This is a genomic window from Wolbachia endosymbiont of Nasonia oneida, assembly GCF_009012935.1.
Classification (GTDB): Bacteria; Pseudomonadota; Alphaproteobacteria; order Rickettsiales; family Anaplasmataceae; genus Wolbachia; species Wolbachia pipientis.
The window spans coordinates 122,159-140,435 of record NZ_QESS01000002.1; the positions used below are offsets into that span (position 1 = coordinate 122,159).

The following is an 18,277-nucleotide window of genomic DNA, read 5'->3' on the forward strand; positions in this document are numbered from 1 at the left end:
GTAGCCACTCAAACTTTGAACTGGATTCAGATGATAGCTCAGTTGTAATAACTGGCAAAAACGGTATTGGTAAAACTAATATACTTGAAGCAATCTCGTTGCTTGCTAAAAGCAATGGAATGAAAAAAGCAAAAGCCAGTGAGATACAAAATAGATTCAGTAATGAAGATTGGGTAGTGCACTATGATTTTTTTAATGGAATGGATTTTAATTCAATTGGTATCGCAAAGAGTTTTGATAAGAAACTAATACAAATTGATGGAAAAACGCAATCGAGTTATTCATCTTTGTATAAGATATCCAATGTAATATGGCTGATTCCACAAATGGACTATGTTCTTCTTAATTCTCCAAGTGACAGATTAAAATTTTTAGACCGTATAGTTTCACTGTTTGAGGAAAATTACACTTGCTGCTACATGAAACACAGAAAAGCTAAACGTGAGCGAAGTAAACTGTTGAGAGAGAACACCTTGGACGAAAATTGGCTCTCTAGTCTTGAAAACATAATGGCCGTTAATGCAGTTAGTATTTTACGTATGCGATCGTCTGTTTTAAAGACACTACAAGACACAATTGATAACCATTCCAGTGAGTTTTTTCCGAAGGCAAGTTTGAAATTCAGCAGCCAGCTAACTTTGGACGATACTGCAGAATATTTTCAGAATCGTCTAAAGGAAAACAGAGAAAAAGATTCATTGACTGGTAGAGTAACCTTTGGTGTGCATAACGATAATTTTCGGGTTTTTTGTCAAAAAAGAAACGTACCAATAAATCTGTGCTCCACTGGAGAACAAAAGTTATTACTGCTTTCTATTATTTTATCCAGTGTAAAAGCAAGGTGTATTCATTACAATAAGGCACCACTTCTTCTACTTGATGATATAATGTCTCATCTGGATAAACATTACAGAAAGGCGTTAATGGAGGAAGTGTTAAGTATTCAATGTCAAACTTGGATAACTGATGTAAATCAAGATAATTTCAATAGCTATCTTTATTCTTTCAAGTTTTTTGAATTATCAAATGAATTAAATGCAAAACTTCCTTGACAAACCTCGCCAGCCCCCTTATCATGATACTGAAGGTATTCAGTTATCTTCATCTGTGCAGATTAAACAGCAAGAAAACAACGTAGTTGGCGTCTTATTTTTAATTTTTTACACTATGTGCACCTTATGTCTTCACAACATTTCTGGGTTTTTACCTATATAAGCTGAAACGCGCTTATAAGTCGTTTAAGACAGTATAGTACGCCAATTTTGCAGGATTAGAGAGTGACAACTAGCTAACACGGGGTTTCTTTTGCCTTTTTTTCTGCTTAGTAAATTTCTTAAACATTCAAACTAAGGTGAGTTGCATTCAAAAGCAGCTAAATTGCAGTGTTTAAGACTTAAAAAACGCCAATACTGAAAATAGACAATGACCAGGGCTTCTTTTGCCTTTTTTTTCATTTGGTAAATTTCTTAATATTCATAGCTAAACGACAACCGTTATTCCGCTGCTTGTTAGCGGCTGAGATACCGCGAATGAATCGCGGTATGACGGTATGCGGCGGCATGACGATAAGCCTTGTCATTCCAGCGCGTGACGCTGGAATCTAAACTTTAACTGATATGATTACAGAAAGAGAATTTATTAGGTATTCATAGACACTGAAAGTGGTCAGCTTGACCACTTTCAAGTAAAGAAAACTACGTTTGTGCCTCCAATAATTTCTATTACTTATCCGCTACTGCACCGTCTTTACAAATCACACCTCCTGGTGTTATTTTTGAAACGACTACAGGAGCGCCAAAAAACACAGCAGTGAATGCACCGAGTGCAAAAAGCGCTGGCCACGGCATTCTACCGAATATTGCAAGCAACGCTGCACCAATGATCACTATTGTGATCATTGGTCCACCTATGCCATGAGTATAGCCTATTATCTTGCATATCACCGATGATGTTGTATCATTTGTATCAACAAAAGTAGTAGGAGGAGCATTTGCATCAAATGCAAAGGAGAGAATTAATGCCACAAGTAGAAGAAAATTTTTCATTATGCCTCCGATAATTTCTATTTAATGCTGGATTATCTACCATTTTGATTAAATTTAAGTAAATGGTGAGGATTTTTTTGCTTAAAAGTATCCTTTATTTCATTTAGAATACTTTTCTTGGTTCGTTTATATTACAGTGCTACAGAAATTTTACAGCATCGTTTATTGTCTTTATCGTGCTTTGATTGACACAATTTATAATGATGGAGTGGAGCATGCAGGGTATTTATCATTTTTAATTCTGTTATCAATATTTCCTTTTCTCATCGTTTTAATGGCTGTGGCGTCAACATTCGCAAATTTTTTAGACCAGTACAACATTGGCTGGGTATTTATCATTGATAACATGCCACAGGATATTTTATCATCTTTGATGCCGCGTATTAGGGAGATAATATCAGGCCCGCCGCAAAGCTTACTAACTTTAGCAATTGTAGGTGCTGTTTGGACCGCTTCATCGACAATTGAAGGGCTTAGAACAATACTCAATAAGGCCTATAAAGTTCCGGTTTCGCCGCCTTATATATTAAGAAGAGTACTAAGTATATTACAATTTTTAGTAATCACGCTTATTATAACTCTAACTATAGTGTTTTCTACACTAGTACCAATGCTAATTGATTTTTCCTATCAGGGGCTAAATTATACTAGGTATTTACTTATTGAATTTGTACTTTTCACAGTAGTCTCTTGGCTATATTTTATGTTACCAAACATAAAACAAAATTTATCAGACGTATTTCCTGGATCTTGTGTAGCTGTTATTCTTTGGACGATTTCTGCTTCAGCTTTTAAGCAATACTTAAAAGCTTCCTTTGACCAACTGGATTTGATATATGGAAGTTTAGGTGGTGTGGTAGTGTCATTACTATTTTTTTATATGCTAAGTTTGATTTTTATATATGGAGCAAAATTCAATTTTCAGCTAAAATATTTCAATGGATCTCGCTAAGGAGAAAGAAATGGGTAAGTTAGAAGGTAAAGTAGCTTTAATCACCGGAGCTTCAGGTGGAGTAGGCTCTGCTGTTGCAAAAAGGTTTATAAGAGAAGGTGCATGTGTGATTCTGATTTCAAGATCTCTTGATAATCTCAAGCCACTATATAATGAAATTGAAGAGCTTGAAGAATTTAAAGAAGGCTCTGTGAAACTAATTCAGCTTGATCTTTTAGACTTTGAGAATGTAAAGATACTGACAAACATGATAGAAAGCCTGAAATTATCAGAATCTGGAGCACTTGATATATTAGTTGCGTGTGCTGGAATTTTAGGCAAACTGAACCCCATTCATGACTGTGAGATTGAAGAGCTACAGAACGTAATGAATACAAATTTTACTGCCAATTGGTGCTTACTAAAAAACTTAGATCCAATGCTAAAAAAGTCTAATGCTGGAAGAGCGATATTCATGACCTCAGAAGTGACACTTTCTCCTTCCTCTTATCCATATTGGATGCCGTATGCTGCAAGTAAAGTTGCACTAGAAATAATGGTGCAGATATATGCATCTGAGACAAAACATACAAAATTATGTGTAAATGCTGTATACACGGAAGGACCTGTGGGTAGTGAGCAGGCATTTCCTGGATCTGAATTGGTGTCACCTGATAAACTAACAGATAAATTTGTGGAATTAGCTTCTGAAGACTGCAGCATATCAGGAAAAATCTTACCGCTCAGCAAATCTCCCGAATAAATTACCATAGTATCTGCAAAGATACCGTTAAGCCCACAACTGTATGAACATTGTGATTTGAGAGTAATCTCCACTAGGAAGGATGTCATCCCAGTGCCTCTATGGTGTCATTCCAGTGCTTGACACTGGAATCTAGTCTTTATTATGCAGCCACTTATTTAAAGTTAAGTTTTCTGGATCCCAGATGGCTTTGTTGCATCGCTAGCTATGATGGATTAAAGATAAAAAAGGTGGAGAATATCAGTAGCTTATTATTCTGGTATTTATAACAAGAACGGTCAGTGAATACCTAAATTTGAGTAAAAGAAATTTCACTACCACTCACTAATCCGGCTAAAATTCAAGAATTTCAATGCTTTAGCTATTTTCAATAGAATTAAATTTATTAATATAAATAACAAGTTACTATTCTTAAATTTGATCAGATTGATTGCAAAAAAAACAAGATTTTCAATAAGTTGCTTATAATCCTAATTATAGTTAGCTTTCATAAGTAGCGATGCAACAAAGCCATCCCAGACTGGGATGACACCTCTGGGCACTGCCGTCATAAAGGAACCAGTGTCAGCTACTTGAATGACATCATTTGCTGTGCAATTTACCTTCAAAAATGAATGTTTGTACAGCTGTGTGTCAAGCACTGGAATCTGCCACGCAAATTGCAATGTTCGTACAGTTATGCGTCAAGCCTAAAAGTAATTAGCTAATAGGTTTAATAAAAATTCACATATACAGGAAAGATTGGTAACATTACTTGAATAGAGACCGTTATTGTAATTATGCCGAAACGCACAGATATAGAATCTATATTAGTAATAGGAGCAGGCCCAATAGTTATAGGTCAGGCATGCGAGTTTGATTATTCCGGAACGCAAAGCTGTAAAGTATTAAAAAGCGAAGGTTATAAAGTCATTTTGGTTAACTCCAACCCCGCAACTATAATGACAGATCCTGAGTTTTCTGATGCGACGTATATTGAGCCGGTACTGCCTGAAATCATAGAGAAAATTATAATTAAGGAGAGGCCAGACGCAATATTGCCAACAATGGGCGGGCAAACAGCGCTCAATTGTGCAATAAAACTTGCAGATGATGGAGTGTTAGACAAATACAACGTAGAATTAATAGGGGTAAATAGAGAAGCAATAAAAAAAGCAGAGGATAGAGAGTTATTCCGCCAATCCATGGATAAAATAGGACTGAAATACCCCAAAAGTATCATTATAAAAAATCAAGAACGAATAAAAGAGGCTTTGGATTACGTTGGATTACCAGCAATTATCCGCTCGTCATTCACTCTTGGTGGCGCAGGTAGTGGCATAGCATATAATAAAGAGGAGTTTTTCAATATCGCAGAAAGTGCTCTCAAAATTTCGCCAATAAATGAAGTTCAGATAGATGAATCAATTATCGGCTGGAAAGAATATGAAATGGAAGTTATCCGCGATTGTAAAGATAACTGCATAATAGTCTGTTCGATAGAAAATGTTGATCCGATGGGAGTGCACACTGGGGATAGCATAACTGTTGCTCCTGCTTTGACTCTGCGTGACGTAGAATACCAACAGATGAGAAATGCATCTATAGCAGTGCTGAGAGAAATTGATGTTAGTGCCGGCGGTGCAAATGTTCAGTTTGCAGTGAATCCTAAAGAAGATGGAAGCCTCGTTGTAATTGAAATGAATCCAAGGGTTTCTCGCTCTTCTGCACTTGCTTCGAAAGCAACAGGCTATCCTATTGCAAAAGTTGTAACTAAACTTGCTATTGGCTATTCGCTCGATGAAATACGTAACGACTGCGCTCCAATAATACCAGCAGCATTCGAACCAGTGATTGATTATATCGTCACTAAAATTCCTCGATTTGAGTTTGAGAAATTTAAGGGGACGAATTGTGAATTATCAACCTCCATGAAATCAGTGGGAGAAGTGATGTCTATAGGCCGCACTTTTAATGAGTCACTGCAGAAAGCTTTTCGTTCACTTGAAACTGATCTTACAGGACTTGATGAAGTATTTCCTGAGAACATTGATATTGATCACATAAAATCTCAATTAGCAAAATTGCTACCAAACAGATTACTGATTGCTGCTGACGCAATGCGCCACGGAATTAGCATAGAAGAAATAAATTCGATTACAGGATATGACTTATGGTTTCTGCAAAATATACAGCAAATCATCTTGGCTGAACAAAAAATCAAGGAAAATGGCCTTCCTGGAACTGCATATGAAATGTTAGAGATGAAAAAAATGGGATTTTCAGATGCAAGATTGGCAAAATTAAGCAATAAGAAAGTAGAGCAAATCGAAGAAATAAGGAAAAAATTTGGCATTCATCCAGTTTATAAACGTGTAGACACCTGTGCGGCTGAATTTGAATCGAGCACTGCTTATATGTATGGCTGCTATGAGGGAGACATTACAAATAGGACAGAATGCGAAGCGGACATTTCTGACCGAGAAAAGGTTATCATCTTAGGAAGTGGTCCAAACCGCATTGGTCAAGGTATTGAGTTTGATTATGCATGCGTACATGCAGCTTCTGCCGCCAAAGAAATGGGGTATGAAACAATAATGATCAACTGTAATCCAGAAACTGTTTCAACTGACTACGATACCGCTGATCGTTTATATTTTGCCCCACTGATTGCAGAGGATGTGCTTGAAATACTAAGTAAAGAGCAAGAAAATGGCACACTGGTTGGTGTAATAGTTCAAATAGGTGGTCAAACGCCCTTAAAGTTAGCCAAAGTGCTTAACGAGAGAGGTTTCAAAATTCTGGGAACTTCGTTTGATTCTATTGACCTTGCAGAAGATCGCATGAGATTTAAAAATCTTGCTTTGCAACTTAATTTAAAACAACCTGAAAATTCTATCTGCCATTCAGTAGAAGAAGCGTTAACCAACGCAGAAAAGGTGGGGTTTCCACTAGTAGTCAGGCCATCATATGTCCTCGGCGGTCAGTCTATGTCGATTAGACACGATACTCAGAGCTTTAAAGAGTACGTCTTGGATCAAACTAAAATCTTTGAGCATGGCTCGCTGCTTCTTGATAAATTTTTAGTCAATGCAGTTGAGGTTGACGTTGATGCTGTATGTGATGGGGAAAAAGTTTTCATTGCAGCGGTCATGGAGCACATTGAAGAAGCTGGTATCCACTCTGGCGATTCAACATGCTCAATACCGACAAATACATTGAGCGACGAAGTAATAAAAGAGATCAAGCTCCAAACTGAGAGAATAGCATTAGCATTAAAAGTGAAAGGTCTGATAAACATTCAGTTTGCTGTTCAAGAGAATAGACCTCTTGCAGAACCTGTTTGTGATGAGAAATTTTTAGGAAAAGTGCAGATGAGCACCACAGAATACTCGAATGTATTTGAGGAGCGCAGACAAGCTTTGACGACAAAATTGCCTTCAGAAATCGAGTTATGCAAGAGGTCTAGTGATGTATACATACTTGAAGTGAATTTAAGGGCTAGTCGAACCGTTCCTTTTATTTCCAAGGTAATCAATATTCCTATTGCAAAGCTTGCCACTCAAGTTATTTTGGGTAAAAAATTGAATCAGGAAAACAAGCCTTTCAATCATTTTGCAGTTAAAGCTGCTGTTTTTCCATTTACCCGCTTTGCAGGAGTGGATACTTTACTTGGTCCTGAAATGAAATCAACAGGAGAAGTGATGGGAATCGACTCATCTTTCGAAGCTGCACTTGCAAAAGTGCACATGGCTGCAGGATACAAGTTACCAACAGAAGGAGCAGCTCTGGTTTCAGTAAAAGATGATGATAAAGAGTATATATTGCCTGTTGTACGAATGTTGAAAGAACTGAGTTTTGAAATATATGCAACCAAAGGTACGGCTTTGTATCTGAACAATAACGGCATTGCTGCAAAAGCTGTAAATAAAGTGAGAGAAGGCAGACCCCACATAGTTGATATGCTCAAAGATGGAAAAATAAATCTAGTGATCAATACCTCAAAAGGTGTGAAATCAGTCTCAGACAGCAAAGATATTCGCAGAACTGCTATTTTGCAAAATATAGCTTACAGCACCACAGCTTCTGGGAGTAAAGCGTTAGTGCTTGCAATTCAATATGTAAAGAATAGCAAATTGGAAGTGAAATCATTACAGCAGATACAAAACGTTTAAATATCAAAACTAGAATAATTCACTCTCAAAATGCTAAAGAGAACATAATAAAAAGATGGAAATTTTGAAGGAAATAGTATACCTAAAGAATCAACTAGCGTAATTGAACAGCCAAATGCTGCAACGAATGCTCCACAATCTCACCTAGAGGACACTTCCCTTATATGTTAAGAACAAGTCTTTATAAATATCAAAGTAGTGAGATTAAAGACACACAGAGAAGAGGAATCGTCACGCCCCTTGATTATAAGAATCGTTGTTCAGCAAGGTTCTCTTCTCTGGTTTATTATACTGAAAGTTCCGAACAACTGATTGAGCTTTTAGGCTCGTATATAAGGCTGGAAAATGCAGTATATGTTATTATTACGGAGGAATTATGAATTCATCAAACATTATTGCTGGCATTGATGTTAGCAAAAGTAAATTAGATCTCCACATTCACCCACTTGAGCATTATAAAATATTTGAAAACAATGTACAATCCATTGATGAAATGCTGGACTTTTTACGTTTGCATAATGTAACCAAAATTGGTCTTGAGGCAACTGGTGGATACGAAAAATTATGTGCCTATACTTTACTAAGCAATGGTTTTGAGGTGTACGTCATTCAACCAAGGTGGGAGAGACTATGCTAAAAGCCTTGGTATTACTACAAAAACTGATAAAATAGACTGCAGTATCATCTCACGTTATATTAATAATACAGATATGCGTGTTACTCCTTTAACAGTTAGTAATGGTAATATTGATTGCTTGAAACAAAAATTATCTCGTAGAAACCAACTTGTAGAAATAGCAAAAATACAAAAAACCCAAATCCAACAGGTAACTGATACATCTATAATCAAACAAATAGAGGAACTTCTTGCAATTTTACGTAATCAAATTAAAACTTTAGAAGATGAAATGATTACATTTATCGATCAAAACCAAGAGCTTAAAAGAAAATATATATCAATAACTATATAGTAGCGGGATGACGGTTTTTCAAATTGTCGGTAAATCTAAGTTAGTTTAGCTATAGGCAGCAATTTTCTGTATTTATTTTAAATTGAAGAAAGCTCAAATGAAAGATCGTGTTTTGCTAAAAATCACAGAATGCAGTCTGGTTACTATTTAAAAGGATATGTTCAAAAAAACTGTGTCAAATCAACTCATACACTTCATTACCAACTTCATGATGAAGTTCCGCAGTTGGATGGAAATAATCAAAAAAGAAATAATCCTTTAGTGTTTCTTTGCTACACCCAGGGTTATAGTGAACGTCAAGTTCCCCTTTAAATATCAACTTTAAGAGTATTTTTATATTTTCTTTAAATCTCCCAACTTGGTCTGCAATGTTCGATGTGCATGCATCTTGACAATTTAAACCTTTGCTCTTGTATTCGCTAAACATACTTCTCATTTTAGAGTTAAGATCAAATGCTTTTATTTCAAGATTTGTACTTTTCTTCATATAATCTAAGCCTTTAGCCAGTTTTGCATTGAAACTCTCCGTGAGCTTTGTAGCTAGTTCCCTTGCTTCTTCATCTCTATTAAAAGCTGGTATTGAGCCAACTTCAGGTGCATTTGCAACAACTACATGCTTAACACCATGTTCATTTAGAACCTTAAGTGCATTACATATTTCACTCACTGCTTGTTCCAACACTTCTTCCGCTTTAGTATCGTCATAAGCAGTGGCAACCATAACATCATTTCCGCCGATTATGATGCAAAATAAATCTTCTTTACCTATATCTGGATGATGTTTAATTACCGCATCTAGCTGGTTAGCTAAACGAAATTTATTGAAGAAATAAGAAAAAATAGGGTCAAAAATTTCAGATGCTGTTGCATATGAAACTGCGTAATTCTGACCTTGCTGTTCGTGGCATCTCCCAAAAAATGAATAACTCCACCCAGGTTTAAATTCATCTAAATCTAAATATTTTGCTATATATTCAACAGCAGTAGGGCCATTGCTAAAAGATCTTCCTTGATAAAAAGGATCATCAAATTTTACGCTTTTTGCAAAGGATAAATTATTTAAAATTCCAATGATTGCGCCATTATCGGATAAGCTATCACCCAGAACATAAAAATTTCTATACTTTGAATTAGAATTGTCATTTTTGTTTGTCATAATATTTACTGTAGATTAGCATGTTGTTTCATTAGATTCATAGAAAAAGAAAAATAGCGGTGAAATTATACAACTTTGGCCTAACTTGCTCTCCACTTTTTCCGGGCAAAATCAGCTTCTTCTTAACTTGACACGTATACTTAAAAGAACCCTCTAAGTTTTCTAGCACGGCTTGGATGTTTCAACTTGCGCAGTGCTTTTGCCTCTATTTGCCTAATTCTCTCACGTGTTACATTAAAAATTTTTCCTACTTCTTCTAAGGTATGTTCCTTCCCATCTTTACCAAGGCCAAAACGCATTCTTAAAATTCTTTCTTCCTTTGGTGTTAAAGTTGCAAGAACATTGGTTGTAATGCCACGCAAGTCAGCAAGTATTGCAGCATCCTCTGGCCTGGAGACTCGCTTGTCTTCTATACAATCACCAAAGGTACTACTATCATCTTTTCCTGTTGGAGCTTCAAGACTTACTGGATCCCTTGCTATTTTCATAACTTTGCGTATTCTTTCCAGTGGCATTGTCAGTTCTACACTCAATTCCTCTAACGTCGGCTCTCTTCCCATCTCATGAGTCATCTTTCTTAATGCTCTGTTGATTTTACTGATAATTTCCACCATATGAACTGGTATTCTAACTACTTTAGACTGCTCAGGTATTGCTCTAGTGATTGATTGTCTTACCCACCAAGTGCCATAAGTTGAAAATTTATATCCACGTTTGTAATCAAACTTATCCACGGCCTTCATAAGACCAATATTGCCTTCTTGTATCAAATCAAGCAGATCAAGGCCTCTTTTTGAATACTTCTTAGCAATGGAAACTACTAGCCTTAAGTTAGCCTTAATCATTTCTTGCTTTGCTTCAGAGACTTCTCGTTCGTGTTTTTGTATTCTCTTGATTAGCTCCTTAAATTCTTGTACGTTATCTTCCTGTATATGCTGCTTAACACCGTTCAAGGTACTAGCTATATGTTCAGAGTTATCGTCTATAAACCTTAAAAATTTGTTTTTTAATTCACCTGTAAAAGAGGACTGATTTTCATTGATCTTTAAAAGACTTATCTTTTTCAATTCGTGCTTTAAAAGCACGTCATCATAAACTTTATAGAAACTTTCTCTATCGATATCGTGTTTTCTAGCCTCAGCAATAAGATTAGCCTCTTCAAGCGTAATGGATCTATTTATCTTATAAAGTTCTTGTGTAATTCTGGCAACAGCAGCATCACTTAACTTAATTTGTAATGCTATAGACCATATTTGATTATACAAATTTTCTAGCTCATTAGAGAAATTTTTAGAATTTTTTCTTAATATCAACGCTTCATTTGTTAAAGTAATTATCTCATCCAATGCAACTATGACCTTTGGCAATAAGTCACTTTCCATTTCAAGAATAGAAACATTTAAATTGACTGAATTTATATCTTCATTATTACCGTCTTTCTCATCATCACTTTTTTTACTATCTTTCTCATCATCACTACAGTACTCAGCATCTTCAGAAACATCCTCAGAATCCTCAACATCTTCAGCACTTTCTTCACTCTCTTCACTTTCTTCTTTGGGTACCACATTAAAATCAGAGTTATAAATTGCATCCAGATCTATAATTTCTCTCAGTAAGAGAGCTCCATTACTTAAATCATCACGCCATACTTTTATCACCTTTAATGTTACTGATGTTTCAATTATTGCACGTAACATGTTATGCTTTTCAGATTCAATTTTTTTTGCTATCTCGATTTCATCTGCCCTTGATAAAAGCTTTACGGAGCTCATGTCTTGTAAATAAATCCTCACTGGATCATCATTTTGTACTAAAGTTGCAGTAACATTTGGCGATGTGTCATCATCATCAAGTTTACTATCATCACTGTTGGAAGGAATATCTTCTTCATCTTCGCTACTTTCAAGCACATTAATTCCGGAATCCTGCAATAAAGATATAGCATCATCTATAAAGTCAGACGAAAAATTTTCATCTGATAATTTATCATTTATATCATCAAAGGTGATAAAACCACCCTTTTTTATACTCTTAGTTACCAGATCTTTGATAATTTTTTTCTTATCTTCTGCATCATTAATAGTTGACATCATTACCTTTATAGTTTATAATTTTATTTCTTATTAACAAACAAACTTACAACGAGCAAGTCTATAATTTTACTTTTAACTTGTGGCTATTTGTTACTTCATATAGTTTAAGATACTGTTAATTTATGTACACTTGTCTTAATCAATTGTTCCATACTTTTCTTCCATTTTTACTGCTATGGATAATCCAACTGAAAATGTTGCAATTCCAACCACTATAGCAGTAAGCATTAAAACATGGGGTATAGGATTGCTATATGAATAAAAATTTGAAACCAATATAGGAGGCAAGGAACTTTTTATATATCCTAGAGATATGTAAAATAACAAAACAGATGCTTGGAAGACGCTTACCCCTATCATTTTCTTGATTAAATTTTTATCGTTTATAATAATATATAAACCTAGCACCATTAATACAATAATAATCGTATAATTATATAAAGTCATTGTTTTTTCCTACGAGCAAAATTTATATATATAATTAACATAGAGGAGCAGACAGTAAATGCTACACCTAATTCCACCAAAAAAATACCTAATTTTTGACCGGTTCTATTATTGGTTAACAAGATATCATAAGATAAAAAATTTTGGCCAAGTAAAGTTGTTGCAACGCCCGTTCCTCCATAAATTAAAATACCTAACACGTTAGTCAATCTAATCACAGAATAAGGTATTGCTTTTAGAGTTGTAGATACACCAAATAGCATTGAATATAATATTATCCCGGAGGCAATAATTATTCCTGCTTGAAAACCTCCACCCGGAGTGTAATCACCGTGAAATTGTATGTATAAACCAAATAAAATGATAAAAGGTATCATCAAAAATGTTACTGCATTTAATATCGGATCTTTAATCATTTTCTTTTTCTTCTTTTAATATCAACGTTATACAAAGCGCAGCAGTAAAAACTACTATAGTTTCTCCAAACGTGTCATAACCACGAAAGCTTGCCAAAATAGCTGTCACTATATTAGGAATACCGGTAGCTTTTTCGGTATTTTCCATATAATAAGGAGCAACATGCAAGTGGATCGGAGCATTGTGGCTGCCAAAATCTGGCAATTGAATCATAAAATATGACAAACATACAGCCAGAAATAACATAAAAAAAAGCGTTATAGGGTTATGAGATAGATTTACTTTATGATTCTTTATCAAGGAGAGTGCTGCAAACGTAAAAACTGTACTGAGCCCCGCACCAACAGAAGCTTCAGTAATTGCAACATCAGGTGCATTCATAATTAAGTATATAAGCGCAATAAGTGAACTAAATACACACATTAGAACAGCACTTACGACTAAATGTCGCGAGAAAACTATAAAAACCGTAACTGTTAGTAACAACAAAAGTAACACTACATTTAATATTTCTAACACCTTAGCCTTCTTTAACAGTTTTTTTCTTAACTTTATAATGAGTGCGCGCTAAAATATAGCTATTAGTTGAGTTAGCTACCCATATTATAAAAATTAATAATACTATTTTAACAGTATTGATTGAAAATCCATTCTGCAAAGCAAAACCAATTAACAATAACGTTGCACCGCTAGAATCTGTAATACCTGCTGCATGTAACCTAGTATAGAAATCAGGAAATCTGATCACCCCTATATTTGAAATAATTATCAAACAAATACCTAAAAATATGAAAATGGATCCTATCATAAATTATCAAAACAACATTAATCTCATTAGTGCTATAGTTGATATAAAGCTAACGCTAGCATACAACAATGCTATATCAATTAAAAAAAAATTATTCAGAATGATTGATATTGCTGTTATAAGTACAACTACTTGCGTTGAGAAATTATTGAACGCTAAAACCTTATTGTACACATCATTTGACTTAGACACTATGCAACACAACATTACACTCATACAGAACAACAGTGTATAGATAGCAATGCAAATCATTTAAAGACTATGTGACTTCAGTAGATTTCTAAACGGATACTTCTTCATCGCCATCTTGATCATTTATTTCATCATCCACTTCATAATCTTGGCTTTCTTGACTTGCATCAAGATCTGTGTTATCAGAAAAATTTAATAAATTCGCTAGCTTACTTGTATTACTGCTGTAAACATTATTCATATTTCCTTTCATGTATTCCTTGCATCTACCTACCAAAAGGCTAAACAGCTCATGAGTATCCACCTGTTTTCCTGCTATTTCATGTAAGGAAACTATGGTATTTTTATGACCTTTAAACTTAGCTGCTTGAATTGGATTACTTGCCCCTGTATTTAAATCATGTGTTCTTTGACTTGCCAACAGAACCAATTTGAAACGGTTACTTACCCGTTCTATACACTTTTCTACAATAGACTCAGCCATAAGATACTACCTTAATAAGTTTTATACTATATCACAAAAAACAAGTTGTCAACTTTGTATCTATTGCGATTCAACTTCATGTTTTACTTTTTCTGCCTCAGATTTTATTTCTTGGCTTTCTGTCATCGTGATTGTTATCTCATGATCAAGTTTTTTTAGAAATCCTAACAATCGCTCTAAAGAAAAACCATCTATTTTACCATTTTTAATTTGCGATACCTTTGGCTGATCAATACCAAGTTTCTCAGCTGCAAAAGCCTGAGTCCAAGCATTTTTTTCTATAATTTTATTTATTATATAAAGCAACTTTGTTTTTATTCCTGCACTGTCTAAGTTATTTAACGATATTATTTCCATAATTCTTACACTCACATATCAATTAACTTTATTAAATATTATAACATAATATTTAATATACCAAGATATTAATATCATGTAACTTGTCAATCATTATATGATATCAATATTTAAAACTTTAAGTTGATTATATATTAATATTTTTATCAAATTTCTAGTAATTTTAAATTACCATTTTACCATCAGTCTATCTGAAAAAACCATTTATAGAAAGAACAAGCTAAGATTACAAAGCTTGAAATACAAAAATAATTATTTTATAAATTTATCTTACATAAGAAGTTTATATCTCTATATCTTAATATAAATATTTATTTAAATTTTTAAAATTTCTATTTTAACGAGAATTCTATATATTATATTTATAATATAATTTAAATATTTGTTGCTTTTTAGCTGGAACATTATTTAGTTAGTAAGTAAAATTGTGTTGAATATGACAAAAATAAAAAAAGATGTTGCTGTTATTATGGGAAGTGAGTCAGATTACACCACTATGGTCCATACTGTTGATATGTTAAAAGCATTAGAAGTTTCACATGATATATTCATAATATCTGCACATAGAACACCAGAAAGGCTCTTCAATTTTGCTAAATCTGCACAAGAAGAAGGTTTTAAGGTTATTATAGCTGGTGCAGGAGGTGCAGCTCATTTACCTGGTATGGTTGCGTCACTAACTTGTTTACCAGTTATCGGCGTTCCTGTGCATAGTAAACAATTAAATGGGCTGGACAGTCTACTCTCTATAGTTCAAATGCCAAAGGGTGTTCCAGTTGCAACCATGTCTATAGGAGAAAATGGAGCATATAATGCTGCCATTACCGCCGTATCTATATTGTCAATTTCTAACAGTGAAATTGCAGGTAGGTTAAAAAAGTGGAGAGAGAAGCAGACCAAAGAAGTAAAAGAAAAACCAGTTTCATAATAAATCTATGGCAATAATTCTTTTAGACACAAAAACCATAAACCGTATAGCAGCGGGGGAGGTAATAGAAAGGCCAGCAAGTGTAGTAAAGGAATTAGTGGAAAATGCAATAGATGCTGGAAGTTTAGAAATAGAGATCAAAATAGAAAGTGGTGGGCGTAACCTTATTATTGTGACAGATGATGGTAACGGAGTAGAAAAAAACGATTTAGAACTTGCGTTTATGCGCCATGCTACTTCAAAATTGAGCGACAATGAGTTGATAGAAATCAAGCATCTTGGCTTTAGAGGAGAAGCTCTGCCTTCAATAGCAGCAGTAAGTAGGATAAAATTATCGTCTAAGGCAAGAGAAGCAAATGAAGCATGGTCTATAAGTTATGAGGGTGGAGAGAAAATAGGGGAGCAAACTCCTTACTCTTTATCACAAGGGACACATATTGAAGTACGAGATTTATTTTTTGCCACTCCAAATAGACTAAAATTTCTAAAAACCGAAAGAGCAGAAACTCAAAGCATTGTTGATATTGTAAATAACCTAGCAATGATTAACTATCATATAGGGTTTACTCTCACTTCAGGTAATAAAAAGCTCTTAAAATACGCTAAGCAGACTTCGTTATTTCATAGATTGTGTGAAGTAGAAGAAGAATTTCAGGGCAATTCTTTGGAGATCAATGAAGAAGAAGACGACATTAAACTTACGGGACACATCTGTAAGCCGACCGTCAATCGTGGTAAGTCCACTCAGATCTATACGTTTGTTAATGGAAGGCCAATTAAAGATAATTTACTTATTGGCGCAGTTAGGTATGCATATCATGATTTTATTCCAAGCGATAGGTATCCTTTTGCAGCGTTACATTTAGAGATACCTTATGATCAAGTAGATGTAAATGTGCATCCAAATAAGTCAGAAGTAAGGTTTCAGAATAAGAAGCTCATATATGAGATAATGACAAGAGGATTAATTAAAGCATTGTCAAGAAGGATAGGCACCTTTCCAGCGCATGACCAGAAAATGGATTCAACATTGCCAGATCCTTTTGATAAACCTGATGTTCAAAATGAAAGAAGGCCAAGTCCTTTTGAAAATCAACTAATAAAAGAATTTGCTTCTCCAAATGAAAAAGCAAAAGGCTTATCAGAACAGTCAAAATCGTTTGATTATACCGGCATACAGAAATTTCCATCACAAGCGGAGACTATGGTTCTGGAAAAAAAGGTGTTAGAGCAAGTTGATTTGATAGAGAGCCACCCGCTCGGGTTTGCACGCTGTCAGGTCTATAATACTTATATTATTGCAGAGGTAAGGGACAAATTGATTATAGTCGATCAGCATGCAGCCCACGAGAGATTAGTATATGAATGCCTAAAACAAAAATCAAGTATAAAAAGACAAAAACTACTTCTTCCTGAAACGGTTGAAATCAAAAATCAAGCCGGAATGGAGATGATTGAAATCTATAAAGATAAGTTATTTGAAATGGGTTTTGATATTGAAATCAAATCAGAGAATAAAGTGATAGTAAAAGAAATCCCTGCAATTTTGGGAGCAATAGATGTGAAAGAGATGCTAATTAACATAATTGATAGATTAACGGAAATAGAAGATACATTGCCAGTAGAAGATAAAGTGAACAAAATATTGGCCACTATCGCTTGTCATGGATCAATTAGAGCGGGTAGAAAAATGAGGTTAGATGAAATGAATGAGCTGCTGAGACAAATGGAAAAAACCCCATATTCCGGGCAATGCAACCACGGAAGACCAACTTATATAGAAATGAAACTCAGTGATATTGAAAAACTTTTTGAGCGTAGGTAATGAGGTTGCCATAAATATGTAAGTGCTCCTTTCTCGTCATCCAAGTAGCTCATAGAAACGAAAAAACTTCCTTGACAAACTCCGTCAGCCCCCTTATCATGAAAGTGAAGCTATTTATTTATCTTCTCTGTACAGATTAAATGACAAAAAAACTCACGAATCTGGCGTCTCATGTTTAATTTTTTGCACTATGTGCACCTTATGTCTTTATAAAATTCTAGGTTTTTACCTAATATAAGCTAAAATGCGCTTATAAAGCATTTAAAACATAAAAAAACGCCAACTTAAAAAATGGATAGTGAATAATTAGCTACCCTAGGGTTTCTTTTGTCTTTTTTTCTGTTTAGTAAATTTCTTAAACATTTATGACTAAAGGTTAGTTGCATTAAAAAGCAGCTAAATCGCGGTTATTAAGCGTTTAGAATAAAAAAACGCCATACTTGAAAGTATAATGTAAGTAATTAGCCAACCACGGGGCTTCTTTTGCCTTTTTTTTCGCTTAGTAAATTTCTTAATGTTTATAGCTAAACGACAACCGTCATCCCGCTACGTGTTAGCGGGATCTCTTGTTAGCGCCGCGGCGGTATGACGTCTCGCTTGCAACCTATAGCTTTGTCATTCCAGTGCTCCTTTTTTTGTCATCCCAGTGCCTTGACTATTTGGATCCAGAAAACTTAGCTTCGAGTCAAGTAGGCTGCAAATA

General features: G+C 34.7%; 18 protein-coding genes and 1 pseudogene. 8 read left to right on the top strand and 11 right to left on the bottom strand.

Features of this window, described 5'->3' with window-relative positions:
- Nucleotides 1-1,052: DNA replication/repair protein RecF (gene recF / locus DEF52_RS01535; RefSeq protein ID WP_151807708.1), on the top strand; the 1,052-nt coding region annotated here is incomplete at its 5' end.
- A 669-nt stretch (nt 1,053-1,721) separates the two neighbouring features.
- Here recF and DEF52_RS01545 read toward each other — a convergent pair.
- Complete coding sequence (locus DEF52_RS01545) at nt 1,722-2,045, bottom strand: TrbC/VirB2 family protein (RefSeq protein ID WP_151807662.1); 324 nt, start codon at nt 2,043-2,045, stop codon at nt 1,722-1,724.
- A 136-nt stretch (nt 2,046-2,181) separates the two neighbouring features.
- On the opposite strand from DEF52_RS01545, the gene DEF52_RS01550 reads away from it, so the two are divergent.
- A complete protein-coding gene (locus tag DEF52_RS01550; RefSeq protein ID WP_151807663.1) occupies nt 2,182-2,997 on the top strand; it encodes a YihY/virulence factor BrkB family protein in 816 nt (271 codons plus the stop codon).
- Nucleotides 2,984-3,739 (top strand): SDR family oxidoreductase, encoded by a 756-nt coding sequence (locus DEF52_RS01555; RefSeq protein ID WP_151807664.1) that lies wholly within the window; start codon nt 2,984-2,986, stop codon nt 3,737-3,739. Before DEF52_RS01550 ends, DEF52_RS01555 begins: the two co-directional genes overlap by 14 nt.
- A gap of 470 nt (nt 3,740-4,209) precedes the next feature.
- Here DEF52_RS01555 and DEF52_RS01560 read toward each other — a convergent pair whose 3' ends face one another.
- Nucleotides 4,210-4,380: a hypothetical protein gene (locus tag DEF52_RS01560; RefSeq protein ID WP_237357319.1), complete on the bottom strand. Its 171-nt coding sequence runs from the start codon at nt 4,378-4,380 to the stop codon at nt 4,210-4,212.
- A gap of 138 nt (nt 4,381-4,518) precedes the next feature.
- Here DEF52_RS01560 and carB point away from each other — a divergent pair, with 138 nt between their 5' ends.
- The 3 genes and pseudogenes from carB to DEF52_RS06970 form a co-directional block, all read left to right on the top strand.
- Complete coding sequence (carB, locus tag DEF52_RS01565) at nt 4,519-7,893, top strand: carbamoyl-phosphate synthase large subunit (RefSeq protein WP_151807666.1); 3,375 nt, start codon at nt 4,519-4,521, stop codon at nt 7,891-7,893.
- A gap of 164 nt (nt 7,894-8,057) precedes the next feature.
- Nucleotides 8,058-8,273 carry a hypothetical protein gene (locus tag DEF52_RS01570; protein ID WP_080717592.1) on the top strand — a complete coding sequence of 72 codons (216 nt, stop codon included), beginning with the start codon at nt 8,058-8,060 and terminating at the stop codon, nt 8,271-8,273.
- Nucleotides 8,270-8,858 (top strand): annotated as a pseudogene (locus DEF52_RS06970) (IS110 family transposase); the annotation flags it as partial. The gene DEF52_RS01570 and the pseudogene DEF52_RS06970, both read left to right, overlap by 4 nt.
- Nucleotides 8,859-9,039: 181 nt before the next feature.
- On the opposite strand, the gene DEF52_RS01580 reads toward DEF52_RS06970, so the two are convergent.
- The 9 genes from DEF52_RS01580 to DEF52_RS01620 all read right to left on the bottom strand — a co-directional run bounded on the left by DEF52_RS01580 (nt 9,040) and on the right by DEF52_RS01620 (nt 14,821).
- Complete coding sequence (locus tag DEF52_RS01580) at nt 9,040-10,020, bottom strand: SGNH/GDSL hydrolase family protein (RefSeq protein WP_010082050.1); 981 nt, start codon at nt 10,018-10,020, stop codon at nt 9,040-9,042.
- Between the two features lie 140 nt (nt 10,021-10,160).
- Nucleotides 10,161-12,113, bottom strand: a complete 1,953-nt coding sequence (rpoD, locus tag DEF52_RS01585) for an RNA polymerase sigma factor RpoD (RefSeq protein WP_151807667.1) — start codon at nt 12,111-12,113, stop codon at nt 10,161-10,163.
- Between the two features lie 138 nt (nt 12,114-12,251).
- The gene (locus DEF52_RS01590) at nt 12,252-12,563 is read right to left on the bottom strand and encodes a cation:proton antiporter subunit C (RefSeq protein WP_006279706.1); all 312 of its coding nucleotides are present in this window, start codon (nt 12,561-12,563) and stop codon (nt 12,252-12,254) included.
- A complete protein-coding gene (locus DEF52_RS01595; protein ID WP_006279705.1) occupies nt 12,560-12,979 on the bottom strand; it encodes a Na(+)/H(+) antiporter subunit B in 420 nt (139 codons plus the stop codon). The genes DEF52_RS01590 and DEF52_RS01595 overlap by 4 nt, the downstream gene beginning before the upstream one ends.
- Entirely contained in the window at nt 12,972-13,499 is a 528-nt protein-coding gene (locus DEF52_RS01600; RefSeq protein ID WP_151807668.1) for a DUF4040 domain-containing protein, read from the bottom strand. Before DEF52_RS01600 ends, DEF52_RS01595 begins: the two co-directional genes overlap by 8 nt.
- Before the next feature lies 1 nt (nt 13,500).
- Nucleotides 13,501-13,788: a monovalent cation/H(+) antiporter subunit G gene (mnhG, locus tag DEF52_RS01605; RefSeq protein ID WP_006279703.1), complete on the bottom strand. Its 288-nt coding sequence runs from the start codon at nt 13,786-13,788 to the stop codon at nt 13,501-13,503.
- Between the two features lie 6 nt (nt 13,789-13,794).
- Nucleotides 13,795-14,040: a monovalent cation/H+ antiporter complex subunit F gene (locus DEF52_RS01610; protein ID WP_007548527.1), complete on the bottom strand. Its 246-nt coding sequence runs from the start codon at nt 14,038-14,040 to the stop codon at nt 13,795-13,797.
- A gap of 28 nt (nt 14,041-14,068) precedes the next feature.
- The gene (rpoZ, locus tag DEF52_RS01615; RefSeq protein WP_151807669.1) at nt 14,069-14,464 is read right to left on the bottom strand and encodes a DNA-directed RNA polymerase subunit omega; all 396 of its coding nucleotides are present in this window, start codon (nt 14,462-14,464) and stop codon (nt 14,069-14,071) included.
- Between the two features lie 60 nt (nt 14,465-14,524).
- Nucleotides 14,525-14,821, bottom strand: coding sequence for a helix-turn-helix domain-containing protein (locus tag DEF52_RS01620; protein WP_010081926.1), 297 nt, complete (start codon nt 14,819-14,821; stop codon nt 14,525-14,527).
- Between the two features lie 436 nt (nt 14,822-15,257).
- Here DEF52_RS01620 and purE point away from each other — a divergent pair, with 436 nt between their 5' ends.
- The gene (purE, locus tag DEF52_RS01625) at nt 15,258-15,749 is read left to right on the top strand and encodes a 5-(carboxyamino)imidazole ribonucleotide mutase (protein ID WP_006280351.1); all 492 of its coding nucleotides are present in this window, start codon (nt 15,258-15,260) and stop codon (nt 15,747-15,749) included.
- 7 nt (nt 15,750-15,756) lie between these two features.
- Nucleotides 15,757-17,574: a DNA mismatch repair endonuclease MutL gene (gene mutL, locus DEF52_RS01630; protein ID WP_151807670.1), complete on the top strand. Its 1,818-nt coding sequence runs from the start codon at nt 15,757-15,759 to the stop codon at nt 17,572-17,574.
- Nucleotides 17,575-18,277: the final 703 nt, after the last annotated feature.